Annotated in this window: 15 protein-coding genes, 9 tRNA genes and 3 riboswitches; of the genes, 2 read left to right on the top strand and 22 right to left on the bottom strand. The window is 36.8% G+C overall.

What is annotated here, in order from left to right; all coding sequences use genetic code 11:
* Positions 1-15 precede the first annotated feature (15 nt).
* From F8162_RS15470 to tenA, 11 genes are all read right to left on the bottom strand, one after another.
* Positions 16-402 carry a hypothetical protein gene (locus F8162_RS15470; RefSeq protein ID WP_151631614.1) on the bottom strand — a complete coding sequence of 129 codons (387 nt, stop codon included), beginning with the start codon at positions 400-402 and terminating at the stop codon, positions 16-18.
* 93 nt (positions 403-495) lie between these two features.
* A riboswitch (cyclic di-AMP (ydaO/yuaA leader) is annotated at positions 496-643 on the bottom strand.
* 85 nt (positions 644-728) lie between these two features.
* Complete coding sequence (gene thiD / locus F8162_RS15465) at positions 729-1,550, bottom strand: bifunctional hydroxymethylpyrimidine kinase/phosphomethylpyrimidine kinase (protein ID WP_151631615.1); 822 nt, start codon at positions 1,548-1,550, stop codon at positions 729-731.
* Positions 1,551-1,556: 6 nt separating this feature from the next.
* A complete protein-coding gene (locus F8162_RS15460) occupies positions 1,557-2,576 on the bottom strand; it encodes a thiazole biosynthesis adenylyltransferase ThiF (RefSeq protein ID WP_151631616.1) in 1,020 nt (339 codons plus the stop codon).
* Entirely contained in the window at positions 2,569-3,339 is a 771-nt protein-coding gene (gene thiG, locus F8162_RS15455) for a thiazole synthase (protein ID WP_151631617.1), read from the bottom strand. Before thiG ends, F8162_RS15460 begins: the two co-directional genes overlap by 8 nt.
* Positions 3,340-3,341: 2 nt before the next feature.
* Positions 3,342-3,545, bottom strand: a complete 204-nt coding sequence (thiS, locus tag F8162_RS15450) for a sulfur carrier protein ThiS (protein WP_001049508.1) — start codon at positions 3,543-3,545, stop codon at positions 3,342-3,344.
* A 15-nt stretch (positions 3,546-3,560) separates the two neighbouring features.
* Entirely contained in the window at positions 3,561-4,670 is a 1,110-nt protein-coding gene (thiO, locus tag F8162_RS15445; RefSeq protein WP_151631618.1) for a glycine oxidase ThiO, read from the bottom strand.
* Positions 4,663-5,283 carry a thiazole tautomerase TenI gene (gene tenI / locus F8162_RS15440; protein WP_151631619.1) on the bottom strand — a complete coding sequence of 207 codons (621 nt, stop codon included), beginning with the start codon at positions 5,281-5,283 and terminating at the stop codon, positions 4,663-4,665. Before tenI ends, thiO begins: the two co-directional genes overlap by 8 nt.
* A gap of 10 nt (positions 5,284-5,293) precedes the next feature.
* On the bottom strand, positions 5,294-6,295 hold the full coding sequence (locus tag F8162_RS15435) for an ABC transporter substrate-binding protein (protein ID WP_151631620.1): 1,002 nt from the start codon (positions 6,293-6,295) through the stop codon (positions 5,294-5,296).
* Complete coding sequence (locus tag F8162_RS15430) at positions 6,292-7,044, bottom strand: ABC transporter permease (protein WP_151631792.1); 753 nt, start codon at positions 7,042-7,044, stop codon at positions 6,292-6,294. Before F8162_RS15430 ends, F8162_RS15435 begins: the two co-directional genes overlap by 4 nt.
* Entirely contained in the window at positions 7,044-7,793 is a 750-nt protein-coding gene (locus F8162_RS15425) for an ABC transporter ATP-binding protein (RefSeq protein ID WP_151631621.1), read from the bottom strand. The genes F8162_RS15430 and F8162_RS15425 overlap by 1 nt, the downstream gene beginning before the upstream one ends.
* A complete protein-coding gene (tenA, locus tag F8162_RS15420) occupies positions 7,762-8,457 on the bottom strand; it encodes a thiaminase II (protein WP_087957401.1) in 696 nt (231 codons plus the stop codon). The genes F8162_RS15425 and tenA overlap by 32 nt, the downstream gene beginning before the upstream one ends.
* 82 nt (positions 8,458-8,539) lie before the next feature.
* A riboswitch (TPP riboswitch) is annotated at positions 8,540-8,642 on the bottom strand.
* Positions 8,643-8,701: 59 nt separating this feature from the next.
* A riboswitch (TPP riboswitch) is annotated at positions 8,702-8,813 on the bottom strand.
* Between the two features lie 265 nt (positions 8,814-9,078).
* Between tenA and F8162_RS15415 the strand changes: the two genes are divergently transcribed.
* Together F8162_RS15415 and F8162_RS15410 are read left to right on the top strand one after the other, a co-directional pair.
* Positions 9,079-10,233: an SH3 domain-containing protein gene (locus tag F8162_RS15415; protein WP_151631622.1), complete on the top strand. Its 1,155-nt coding sequence runs from the start codon at positions 9,079-9,081 to the stop codon at positions 10,231-10,233.
* Positions 10,234-10,238: 5 nt separating this feature from the next.
* Positions 10,239-10,577 (top strand): hypothetical protein, encoded by a 339-nt coding sequence (locus F8162_RS15410; RefSeq protein WP_151631623.1) that lies wholly within the window; start codon positions 10,239-10,241, stop codon positions 10,575-10,577.
* Positions 10,578-10,818: 241 nt separating this feature from the next.
* Here the strand turns inward: F8162_RS15410 and F8162_RS15405 are convergent, their stop codons facing one another.
* From F8162_RS15405 to F8162_RS15355, 11 genes are all read right to left on the bottom strand, one after another.
* Complete coding sequence (locus F8162_RS15405; RefSeq protein ID WP_151631624.1) at positions 10,819-11,970, bottom strand: DUF3965 domain-containing protein; 1,152 nt, start codon at positions 11,968-11,970, stop codon at positions 10,819-10,821.
* Positions 11,971-12,267: 297 nt separating this feature from the next.
* Entirely contained in the window at positions 12,268-12,687 is a 420-nt protein-coding gene (locus F8162_RS15400; protein ID WP_151631625.1) for a CBS domain-containing protein, read from the bottom strand.
* Between the two features lie 129 nt (positions 12,688-12,816).
* A tRNA-Glu gene (locus F8162_RS15395) sits at positions 12,817-12,888 on the bottom strand.
* A 1-nt stretch (position 12,889) separates the two neighbouring features.
* Positions 12,890-12,964, bottom strand: a tRNA-Asn gene (locus tag F8162_RS15390).
* Between the two features lie 10 nt (positions 12,965-12,974).
* Positions 12,975-13,051: transfer RNA gene (locus F8162_RS15385), tRNA-Ile, on the bottom strand.
* 11 nt (positions 13,052-13,062) lie between these two features.
* Positions 13,063-13,133: transfer RNA gene (locus tag F8162_RS15380), tRNA-Trp, on the bottom strand.
* A gap of 6 nt (positions 13,134-13,139) precedes the next feature.
* Positions 13,140-13,212, bottom strand: a tRNA-Thr gene (locus F8162_RS15375).
* Between the two features lie 9 nt (positions 13,213-13,221).
* Positions 13,222-13,297 (bottom strand) — tRNA-Phe (locus F8162_RS15370).
* An 8-nt stretch (positions 13,298-13,305) separates the two neighbouring features.
* A tRNA-Asp gene (locus F8162_RS15365) sits at positions 13,306-13,381 on the bottom strand.
* 3 nt (positions 13,382-13,384) lie between these two features.
* Positions 13,385-13,461, bottom strand: a tRNA-Met gene (locus tag F8162_RS15360).
* A gap of 22 nt (positions 13,462-13,483) precedes the next feature.
* Positions 13,484-13,576: transfer RNA gene (locus tag F8162_RS15355), tRNA-Ser, on the bottom strand.

The raw sequence follows: 13,576 nt of genomic DNA, 5'->3' as shown, positions 1-13,576 counted from the left end.
TTCTTTTCCCCCGCCCTATTCAAAAAATAAAAAAGAAATATTATCACAATTCGTAAACACGACAAATGTAGCTCCAATTGTTTCATAGAGCCTCGCTGGATATCGTTTATTCCTTGTAACAACAGTAATAGGTGCTCGAAAAGAAAAGCGAATGTGTTCTGTGAAGAAACTAACGATTGGAAGCTCATCCCCTAGTAAAATCACCTTCTTAATACACTCACAAATACTAGTAAAATCCTGCGCCTTACTACAGCTATAAGTCCAATCAAACCCACAATTCCTAACTTCAACCGCTATCTCTTCATTTGCTGTAAAAATAATTAACTCATGTTGAAATGCTACTAAATCTCTTAAACTATTTACCTTACTTTCTTCTCCAACACAAATAAGTGTTAATTCCATGTACCTCATCCTCCTTAGCATAAAAGAACTCAAACATAGATTGATATTCCCCTATACTAATCAGATCGATGAAGTGATGTATCCATCATGGCACCGTCCTCTCTCAAGACGCTTACGAAGTTAGCTGTCGGATTCGGACTTTGAGAGTAGCCCTACTTTCAAAATTGAAAGATTCACCCCTAGTGACACTGCACAAATTGGTTCCTCCGCTCCTTATATTTGGACTCAGCGTTTACAAAAAAATGTATTCTGGCTGATATATTACTCCTGTATTTGGAAAAAGTAAACAGAAAAAAAGCCAGTTATAAAACTGACTTTTCCTTTCTTTATGCTCTTGTTCTATTCAATTTATACGCAAAATGATTCGTCGGTCCATGACCACTTCCAATATTTAATGGCTCTTCAATTGCTATACTAATAAATCGTTTTGCTTCTTGAACTGCCTCTTCAATTGAGTATCCTTTCGCAAGTCCTGCTGTAACCGCTGAAGCAAATGTGCACCCGCTTCCGTGTGTTTGCTTTGAAGGAATTCGTTTACTTCTAAATTCAATAAACGTTTCTCCATCAAAGAGTAAATCAATTACCTCATTACCTTGATATTCTGCATGTCCGCCCTTCATAAGCACGTATTTCGCACCTAATTCATGCAGTACTTTCGCAGCTTCCTTACTATCTTCAACATTATGAATTTCCATTCCAGTTAACACTTCTGCCTCAGGAACATTCGGCGTTACAACGGTTGCTACTGGTAATAAATATTCTTTTAATGCTTGTACTGCTTCTTGTTGTAATAATGATGCACCGCCCTTAGCAATCATAACAGGATCTAGCACAATATTATTCCAGCCAAATTTATTAATATGTTCTGCTACAATTTGAATAATTTCGCTGCTAAATAACATTCCTAGTTTCACAGCATCTGGTGTTAAATCCGTACCAATTGAATTCAGCTGTTCCGTAATACCTTCTAACGGAACTGGATATACACCTTGAACGCCAAGCGTGTTTTGAGCAGTAATTGCCGTAATAGCCGTCATCCCATACACACCAAGCTCTTGGAATGTTTTTAAATCTGCTTGAATGCCGGCACCGCCGCCACTATCGGATCCTGCAATTGTTAAAGCTTTATTTACTTTCATCCCACTCATCCTTTTCTATCCAAAATAGCGATGATAAATCGTTTTTGCTTCGCTTATATCTTTCGTTCCATGTACAAGTACACGCCCATCTTTAAAAGCAACTAATCTCTTTTCTTCCACAGAAAATGATAATAAATATGGGTTTACATTTAAATCATTCACACGATCATTCAGCAGCTCTTTGTATCGTTCAAAATCCATTTCTTCTTTATGAGGTGGTCTAATTTGAACTGTATTTCTCCCGCATAACACTGCTGTTTTCGATGTGTTTTCTTTATTTAAATACGGGTATATCGCATTCTCTCCGCACGAAGGACAATTGTGTTTACGAAGCTTTTGCACATTCATACATGAATATTCATTCTTCCATACATCAAACGATACAAGTCCATCTCGAAGCGATTCGTAATCTTCTACTAACAGTTTAAGAGCTTCCGTTACTTGATGAGAAACGACGAGAGATACAGCAGGTGATATAATCCCCGCTGTATCACATGTCGCCCCGCCAAGCGGAATCGATTGTAATAAACAAGATAAACATGGCGTTTTACTAGGAAGAATTGTGTAAGAAAGGCCGTAACTCCCTACACATGCTCCGTAAATCCATGGAATAGAATGTTTTTGTGCTATATCATTTACAATGAAACGCGTTTCGAAATTATCAGTTGCATCAATAATTACATTAACGTTTGTAACGAGTTCTTCTAATTCTTCAGCTGTTACGTCTTGAACGAGAGCTTCTACTCTTACTTCACGATTGATCTCTTCTAGGCGTTTCTTTGCCGCTACAGCCTTCGGAAGATTATTTTCCACATCACTCTCTGCATACAATTGCTGCCTTTGTAAATTACTCCAATCGACATAATCCCGGTCAACAATCGTTACTGCGCCTACACCAGCTCTTACAAACATCTCTGCATTTGCACTACCTAATGCACCTGCACCGATAATGAGTACATGCTTTTCTCTTATCTTTCGTTGCCCTTCTTCTCCAATTGGAGAAAATAATTCTTGGCGAGAATATCGATTATTCAACTACGCTCATTCCTTCTAAAGGACTACTTGCTGTTGCACAACGTTTACGTGCAATACGACCTGCCTCAAATCCTAAACGGCCTGCTTCAATACCTAATTTCATTGCCTGTGCCATTTTAATAGGATCTTTTGCTCCTGACACAGCAGTATTTAATAACACACCATCGGCTCCTAATTCCATCGCAAATGCTGCATCAGCTGGACTACCAATACCAGCGTCAACTATAACTGGTACTTTCGCTTGTTCAATAATGAAGCTTAAATTTAACGGATTTACAATACCAAGCCCTGATCCAATCGGTGATGCTCCTGGCATAATTGCATGCACACCTAGTTCTTGTAATTTACGTGCTAATACAACATCATCAGATGTATATGGAAGTACTATGAATCCTTCTTCTAATAACATTTCAGATGCTCTTAATGTTTCTACCGGATCAGGTAATAACGTTCTATCATCACCTATAACTTCTACTTTAATCATGTCGCAAAGCCCTGAAGCTTTTGCTAATTTTGCAATACGAACAGCTTCTTCAGCATTTTTTGCTCCAGCTGTATTCGGTAATAACTTATATTTTTTCACATCAAGTTTCTCTAATAAATTTGGTTGCTTTGCATCAAATATATCCATACGGCGTACTGCGAACGTTAAAATCTCAGCCTCAGATACATCAATTGCCTTTTGCTGCACATCAAAATCAGGGAATTTTCCTGTTCCTAATAAAAGTCTAGAATGAAATGAAAATGGTCCAATGTTTAACATAATCAACCGCCTCCTACGAAAGTTACAATCTCAATTTGGTCTCCATCAAAAACAGATGTATCTGTATGATCATCTTTTTGTAAAATATCTTTATTACGCTCTACTACAACAATTCTGTTTTCTAACTCTAAATGTGTAAGTAACTCAGCTACTGTTTTTACACTCTCTGGTACCTCAATTTGATTACCATTAATTTTTAAATTCAAACTTCCATCCCCTTTCTAAACTGTTTTAGAAAGCAATGAATCTAGCAAGTGATTCGCCTGCTTTCCTTCTATTAAATCCGCCATATACTGACCGGAAACAGGACTTAATAAAATACCGTTTCGATAATGGCCCGTACAAGCATATAAACCTTTTATTTCTTCATGCTCTCCCATATAAGGAGCTTCGTGATTCGATTGTGGTCTTAACCCTGCCCATGCGCTTTCCCACTCTGCTTCTTTTAAAGCTGGCAATATTGTATACGCGCGCTCTAATATAGAAGTAATACTTTCCGGTTGCACAGTTTTATTAAACGTATGAGGCTTCATCGTTGCTCCAATTACGTAACGTCCGCCGCGCTTTGGTGCAATGTAAAATCTTTCTTGGAAAATAGGCGCCTTTAAAAGTGGTTTTCTACTTCTTACCGCTACTACTTCTCCTTTAACTGGATATGTACCCCATTCGTGGTGAAAATAACCTAGTAACTTCGTACTCCATGAGCCACCCGCAATAACCACTTTCTCGCAAGTGATAATACCTTCGCTTGTCACAATTCCAGTCACTTTATTATTTTCAATACGAATATCAAACACTTCTGTCTGTTCATATAGATCAGCGCCCGAAAATGATGCGGAATGTGCGAATGCTTTCGTAAGCTCTGATGCAATAACATGACCATCTTTTGGATAATATACAGCCCCTATAATTGACTCAAATAGATACGGCTCTTTCTCTCGTAAACGATCTCCCGTTAGAAAGTAAGAATCTTCACCTGTTTTCTGCTGCCAATCCATAATGCGAAGAATTCTTTCCTTCTCATTTTCATTTTGAGCAATGCGATAAATGCCTTTCTCTTCATATCCAATATCGATGCCTGTTTTTTCACGTAAAACTTCTGCAAGTTGTGGAAATATAGCACGGCTTTCTCTAGCAAGTTCAAATAGCGGATCATATTCATCCCATTCTGCCTGAACCCCAAGTAAACCAGCAGCTGCTTTCGAGGCTTCAGATGCAATTCTTTGCTTCTCTACAATCGCTACTTTATATCCTCTTTCTGCTAGAAAATGTGCAACTGAACTACCAATTACACCACCGCCAATTATCGCTACATCATACTTCTTACACATGTTTTTCCGCCCACTTTCTTATTGAGTCCTTATAAGACTTCGCTTTGTTATACGGGTTACTACTACTTATAATCCCAGACATAACAGCAATACCACTGACGCCGTTAGTAAGAACATCCCCGGTGTTTTCCGTGGTAATTCCTCCAATTGCTGTAATCGGTATGGATAAACACTTTGCAATGTTTGAAATTTCTTCAAGCCCTCTCGCTGACACACCCTTTTTGCAATCTGTCGGAAATACATGACCATAGACAAGTGAATCCGCTCCATTCTTAAATGCATCAATCGCCTCTTCTAAAGAATGCACAGAATAACCGACATGCAAATAAGAAAACTTTTCTTTCACTGACCTTACATCTGCACTTCGATATCCTAGCTGCACGCGCGGAATGTTTAATAAAATAGCAATATCAATTCGATCGTTTATTACTATTTTCGATGCCGGAAAGCCTTTCTTCAAAAGACTTTCCACACCTTCATACAATTCCTTCGTACTTTTCTCACGCTCACGAATATGCAAATAATCAATCTCACTCTCAATTTGCATTGCTATATTCACTAACTCTTGGAATGACATGTGACCATTTGAGATTACATGAAGCTCATTTTTCATATTCATTCGCCTACTTTAAAATGTTTTCGAATAACTCCTCGGCCGGAACGATTTCTTTCGTCATTCCTTTATCTTTTAGCCATTTATTTTGTTTCTCCCATGACTCTTTTGAATCCGATAAGAATGGCTCATCTTTCGTTTCCATCTTCTCTAATAAAATTTTCATACTTTCTTTTTCAACTTCTGGTACAAGCGGGAAGTTTTCTTTTTCTTGATGATTTAATAAAATATTTAATGCTTCATCTGGGTTTTTCTTCATGAAATCATATCCTTTTTTCGTACCACGTAAGAAGGCTTGCAACGCTTCTTTATCTTTTTTCAACGTTTTATCACCTGTTACAAATACAAGTTCATGATAATTCGGTACACCGTAATCTGCTGGGTTAAAGTATGCTGGTTCATGACCTTCATGACGCATAACAGGTACTTCATGGTTAATGTATGCCCCTGTTACCGCATCCACTTTTTTCGTAATTACTGCTGGTACTAAATCAAAGCCAACATCGACTACTTTCACTGTATCTGGATTACCACCAGCTTCTTTTATCATCGTTTTTAAATACATCTCACTTAAAGGTGTTCCAGAATATCCAACTGTTTTCCCCTCTAAATCTTTTGGCGATTGAATGCCTGCTGACTTCAGCGATATAACATGATTTAATGGTGAACGTACGACAGCTCCAATTGATTTCACTGGAATTTGTTCATTTGCTTTTGCCATAACAACATCTGGCTGATAATATAGGCCCACTGTTACTTTTCCTGCAGCTGCTAAAGTTAATGGGTCAGTCGGGTTGGAAGGGAATTTAATATTCACCTTTACTCCTTCTTCTTTAAAGTAGCCTTTTTCAATAGCCGCATAAATAAAGCTATGTACCGCATTTGGATACCAATCAAGCATGACCGTTATTTCTTTTTCTTTTTTACTCTTCTCTGATGCCGAATTACTAGAACATCCAGCGATCATTGCAACTAATAATGTAAACACAAAGATGCGTTTTAATAATTTCATGAATGCTTCCTCCAACTAATAAATTTCTTTTCTAATACCGAAATAAGTATGACGAAGAAAATAGCTAATAATGATAACAATACAATGGGTGCAAATACACCTGCTCCGTCTAACTGCGTCATCATTCTTTTACTGAAATATCCTAGCCCAGCTTGTGCACCGAGCCATTCACCAATTGCTGCTCCAATCACACTAAGCGGAACTGCAATTTTTAAAGCTGAGAAAAAATAAGGAAGAGCAGATGGCAACTTTAATTTAAGAAAAACATCTTTTTTCGTTGCTCCATACGTAACTAAGAGCTCCTCCCATTCTTTTTTCGTACTGCGTAGTCCATCATACGTATTGACCGCAATTGGGAAAAACGTAATTAAAACCGTAACAACAACCTTACTCCAAATTGTATATCCAAACCATAAAACAAAAAGCGGAGCAAGTGCTGTAATAGGAATTGTTTGTGAAGCGACTAATAATGGATAAAATGCTCTCTCCATCCAATTACTCGCATTCATTAACATCGCTATCCCTACCCCAAGTACGATAGAAATAGCCACCCCTATTAAAACGACGGATAAGGTTGCCGGTAAATGAACCGTAAATAATATATCTTTTAGTTTCCATATCTTCACTACAATTGCAGACGGTGACGGTAAAATGTACATTTCATCTACAATTCTTGCTCCTACTTCCCAAAGGGCAAGTAAAATACTAGAAAGTGTAAGAGCAGGTAATAGCTCCTTCAACCGGTTCATCATACGAGTACCTGCCTTTGTAACATACTAAGAAGCTCATCTTTCAGCGCTAACACTTCCGGCTTATATAAATCTTTTCTTGTCCGGTTACAATCAAGCGGTACAATCCTCTCGGTTAAAGTAGTTATCGGTTGATTTTCTACAACGAAAATTCGATTAGAAAGAAATAATGCTTCTTCCACATCATGAGTGATAAACAAAATTGTTTTTTCCCACTCTTTCCATTGTTCAAACAACCATTCTTGCAAAGATGCCTTCGTTAAAGCATCCAGCGCGCTAAACGGTTCATCTAACAGCAATATCTCCCCGCCTGTTAATAAAGTTCGGATAAAGGATACGCGTTGCCTCATACCACCAGATAAATCTTTCGGATATTTAGTCTCATACCCTTGTAGTCCAAATTTATGTAGCAGTTCCTTCGCCTTTATTTGTGCATTTTTCTTCTGTACACCTTGGCACTCTAGCGGCAGGGCAGCATTCTCAATAATCGTTCTCCACGGCAAGAGCATATCTTTTTGGGGCATATATCCTACAGGATGGCTCTTCGTTTCTGTCAGCTCTATCTGCCCAGTACTTGCTTCTTCTAAACCTGTAATAAGGCGAAATAGAGTACTTTTCCCGCATCCACTCGGTCCGATAATACTTACAAACTCTTTATCTTGTATAGAAGCATTTAATTCCTTGATGATTGGCTTCTCATCATAATGAAAAGAAACATTATGAAACTGTAGTATGTTCTTGCTCCTCAAATCCCCACATCTCCTTACGGTAGGACATATCCCAGAATAAATATTCAAATCGACTGGAATATAGGAAAATCTCCTCTAATCGATCTAGCTCTTTGTCAGACTTTCCAACTGCCATTTCATTTAATAAATCTATTAACCAAATACAAAGGTTACCGTATTCTTCAGAACTATATCCTTGAATCCACTCACCAAAAAACTCATGATCTCTTGCTCCAGGAATATCATTTAAACGCTTTCCAATTTCCCAATAGCTCCACATACATGGAAGAAGTGCTGCTATTAATTCCGCAAGTGTGCCATTTTGAGATACAGACATCATGTAATTTGTATAAGCTAAATTTTTAGCAGATGGTTTTGCTGACTCTATCTCCTCTATAGAAATTCCAAGTCTTTTTGCATACTGTTTATGGATCGTCATTTCTCCATTTAATATTCCATCAATTTGTTCAGCGAATTTCCCCATTACTTGTGGATTCGTTGCCTTTACAACACCAATCGCATATAGCTTTGCATAATCTAACAAATATAAATAATCTTGAATAATATAATACTGAAACTTATCTTTTTCTAACGTGCCATCCCCCATACCTACTACAAACGGATGATTATGACTCATCTCCCAAACTGGTTGTACAGTTTCTAATAATCTATCGCAAAATTTCATTTCCCTATCCCCTTCCGGTATGTGTATATAAATAAAAAACCACTTCTAAATAAGAAGTGGTTACAGCAAACAAAATTATAATTTATTCGTTGCTCCACTTCCCTTCGCTAGTATTACCTAGATCAGGTCTGTAAGGGTTAAGGATTATTCCTCTCTCAGCACAACAAGCACCCCTAGTGGTTCAATATGAAATTTTCAAATAAAAAAGCCCCGTTTCTATACGCAAAGAAACGGGGACTCATTATTAGTGTCCGAATTGCTTCCCTACGCTAGCATAATCTAGATCAGGTAATGAAAAGGATCAAAGGCTTACGGCCTACTCTCAGCTGGCAACACCAGCTCTCCTAGCAAACTATGAAATTAACACTGTCAGTATAACACCGTAATAAGACATCATCAACTGTTTTAATTTTCTCAATTATCAACAAAATAACGAAGCTATATAATATATTCTATGTTAGAAATTATTATCCTAATTAATTAGGTAAAAAGGAATCATTATCCTCAAAAAATTTATTTTTATATTGATTTCATATTACATTTATGTGAATAAACCCACTATATTATATCTTTATACTATAATAAAATTACAACTATACAACTAGAGGAGGTCTCTATTATATGAATATGAAAGCTACTGCTTTAACAGCAACTACTGTCGCAATTGCTTCTTTACTTCCTTCTATGGGAGAAACAAATGTACAAACAGCCAACGCTGAACAATTATCTAATGTGAAAACTGGATATGTAAAAGTCGATCAGGTAGCCTTACATACAAAAGATAACGCAAATAGCTCATCAATTGATACAATTCGCTTTAATACGAAGGTGAACATACTTGAAACAACTAATGGTTGGTATAAAGTATCTGTTAATAATAAAGTAGGTTACGTACAAAAAGATTCTATTCTACTAAAAAACAAACTTCAATCTAATAATCAATATATCGTTAATGCCAATGCATTAAATGTTCGATCTGAACCTAATTTAGAATCTTCAATTTTAGATGTATTACCAAATGGAAAATTCGTTACCATTCAAGAAGAACAAGGCGATTGGTATAAAATTTTACATAATGGCAAAACAGGTTACGTACAAAAAGCATTCGTTTCTAATGGTTCACAGCCTTTAGTAAAAGGTATCACAGTTCAAAATAATACAAAATACACAGTTGCAACACCTAAACTTAATGTACGTAGCACCGCTAGTACAAGTAGTGCACTACTTGGTTCATTACAAAATGGAACACAACTACAAGTAGTGGAAACTGTAGGAACTTGGTATAAAATTCGTTTTGGCACAGGATACGGATACGTGGCAAAACATTATGTAGTGCAAAATCAAGCACAAGTTCAAAAAGCCCAAACTGCTTCCATTCCAGCAGTTTTCAAATTCCCTACTCAAGGAAGAATTAGCTCAACCTTTGATATGCGTTGGGAACAGATGCATTACGGTATAGATATTGCAGCTCCAGGTAATGTCTCTATCCAGGCGGCGGCTGCAGGCAAAGTTGTGAAATCATATTATTCAGCTAGCTATGGCAATGTTGTGTTCATCGCCCATCAAATAAACGGGAAATTATATACAACAGTCTATGCTCACATGAAAGATCGCACTGTACAAGCTGGTGATCAAGTACAAGCTGGACAATTAGTAGGTCATATGGGAAACACAGGTCATTCATACGGGCAACATCTTCATTTTGAATTACACAATGGAGAATGGAATTTTGAAAAAACAAATGCAGTAAACCCACTGCCATATTTAGTTAGGTAAATTGTATGTCACGCAATATCAATATACCTCTCTTAATTGAATACTTAGCCTTTTTAGGTTTAATCTGTTGTTTAATCATTTACAATACAAATACTGTATTTTTATCTATTATCATTGCTTTTGTTGCTTTAGAAATTATGATGGAATCTTTTCAAGTTCAACTTAAACAAAAAATTGCCCATATTTATAATGCCATCTTTCTATTAAGTGCCCTAATAGCAAATATTATTAGTAATGGTTTTTATTTATCTACCGTATTTCCTGTATTTTTTATGGCTGTTTTATTATTCATAGCTAGATACATTCATGTTCCTACTAACAAAAAACACGAACAAGAAGCTTAGAAAGAGGAGACACTTTGTACCAATCTTTCAAAGATAATCCGATAAAATATATATTGAATTTATATGCAAAAGTAAATAGTTTTTTTGGTATACAAGGAAGTTATACTGCACAATTTCTCCTTTATGGCATGTTATTTCTTGTCTTAATTACGTTCTCCTTGCTTTACTAATAAAAAAAGGATCTCACATAAACTTGAGATCCTTTTTAATTTATATTAATTTTTCATATTGAAAATGCTCTTTATCCGCACGCATATTTTTCATAAATAAAGCTAAGATTATATTTTTTCTCTAAGCTCATTCTTTGTTCATCATCACACCAATAGAACAGAATGTCATGAATCGTTGCATAACGTTTATTTTTAAGAAATAGTTTAAAGAATGATGGTAAACAATCATGTAATTGTATAAATATATAATTGCGTAATATTTCTTCTTTATATTCAATGCCCTTACAAATATACAGTAATTCTTCACAATAATATGCATGTTGTGGAACTTGAATCATTTCGAAAAATGGCACATATGATAATAACTTTCCGATAAAATGATCATATCGATCCATTATTCCTATCGTCATATGCTCCATCATTTCTTTCATTACATATAAATAATCATCTACATGAGTAGTTTTCAATGGGTCTAATCGATCTGAAATTTGAGAAAGTACAGCTCTTTGACAAGCTAACACCGCTTGACTAGGTCCATAATATGATAGAAAGTCTGTACATTTACGATATTTTCGTAATAAGTCATGTGTGTATAAGTCATACACAAACGTATTACAATACATCGCTAGACTCATCATATCACTATTCAATTGTTCTTTTGATAGTAATTTAGCCCTCTTACACATATAAAAGAATGTAAATTCCAATACTTCTTTATGAGATAATAGATGTTTACAATCCGTTATACATTTCTCATTAAATTTAACTCTATCCCAAATTTCTACATCCCCATCAGTCAATTCACCAATACGATATTTAATAATTAAATAGTTTAAAGCAACCGCTTGCGTCAAAAGATCCCACGTTTCATATTCCAATGAAGTATGAACAAACTCAGCTAGTCCTTGAGTTACCATAAAAGTATTTGCTTCTTCATACCAACCAATCTCTTGGCATAAACGAAGAATACGTACTAAAGTTGGAATTTCATCTTTATGAAACTGCGGTAAATTCTTTACTTTATTCATTCCATATACGATAAATGACGCTAAATTTTCTTCTTTATAAAATTCTTTTTCTTTCCAAACTAATATAGTTCGTTCTTTCCCTTCACCTTTTGGATGACAAGGTACAAGCAAAGAAAATAATTCAGCGAAATTATTTGGTTCTATATATGTATCTGTAACCAAATTCCAATTTGGATCGCGCTGTACAGCCCTCATATAATTCCCCTTCCCTTTTGTCTACATAGGAAATATTAATCCATTATTACATCATTAACAATGAATATTGTTATATTCGAAATTTCTCATAATACTTATATCTATCAGTATATCATTTTTTCTGTTATTTAAAATTAGGAATGACAAATTTAAAAAAACTTTCGAAATTACTAACTGTATACTTATATTATATAATGTCTCAGATACATCATGCTAACATATTAGTTTAATCCATATATACTAGAATAATGCATCTGATTTTTATACGTAACTTATCCCACTAATGAAAGTCTCTCTTCATTCCGTATGCTCCGAAATTTCACTTAAAGCAAATCCAGCTTGATCATCTGCCGATTCTCTTATAGCTAAATCACCTAGTGCTAGCATCCCAACCAGTTGACCACCCTCCACTACTGGTAATCGTCTAATTTGATACTGTGCCATTAACTCTGTAGCTTTTTCAATAGAATCATCTGGAGAGACTGAAACAATGCTTGTTGTCATTACATTTGTAATTTTATTAGATCCAGGATGTTTCTCAGCAATCCCTCGAACAACTAAATCTCGGTCCGTAACAAGCCCAACAACTTGTTCATTTTCAACAACTGGAATCAATCCAATCGATTCTTCTTTCATCTTTACAGCAGCCTCATATACATTGTCTAGCGGTGTACAATGTACAATATGAGTACTCATAATATCTCTCACTCGTGTCATTTTTGTCTCCTCCTTTTTATACATACCATAGCTTTTCCTAAATCCCTTTATTTATTTCAGGAAAATCAGTTGATAAAGGAGGATTCTACAAAATAAAAAAGAGTCAGCATATTGCTGACTCTTTTTTTATGACCCGTACGGGATTCGAACCCGTGTTACCGCCGTGAAAGGGCGGTGTCTTAACCACTTGACCAACGGGCCATGGCTCCGCAGGTAGGACTCGAACCTACGACCGATCGGTTAACAGCCGATAGCTCTACCACTGAGCTACTGCGGAATAATATATATGGTGGGCCTAAATGGACTCGAACCATCGACCTCACGCTTATCAGGCGTGCGCTCTAACCAGCTGAGCTATAGGCCCATATACTTTAACAGGGGCAGTAGGAATCGAACCCACACTGGAGGTTTTGGAGACCTCAGTTCTACCTTTAAACTATGCCCCTAAAGGATGCCGACTAGAGGACTTGAACCCCCAACCTACTGATTACAAGTCAGTTGCTCTACCAATTGAGCTAAGTCGGCATAAAAAAATGGTGGCTCGGGACGGAATCGAACCGCCGACACGAGGATTTTCAGTCCTCTGCTCTACCGACTGAGCTACCGAGCCAACATAAATGGCGGTCCCGACCGGGGTCGAACCGGCGATCTCCTGCGTGACAGGCAGGCATGTTAACCACTACACCACGGGACCATTTGGTTGCGGGGACAGGATTTGAACCTGCGACCTTCGGGTTATGAGCCCGACGAGCTACCGTGCTGCTCCACCCCGCGACAATATAATGTTTTAAAAAAATGGAGGAGGTAGAGGGATTCGAACCCCCGCGCGACTCTCGCCGCCTGTCGGTTTTCAAGACCGATCCCTTCAGCCGAACTTGGGTATACCTCC

This window comes from Bacillus sp. CH140a_4T, assembly GCF_008923725.1.
Taxonomy (GTDB): Bacteria; Bacillota; Bacilli; order Bacillales; family Bacillaceae_G; genus Bacillus_A.
This window is presented reverse-complemented; position numbering and strand designations above follow the sequence as displayed.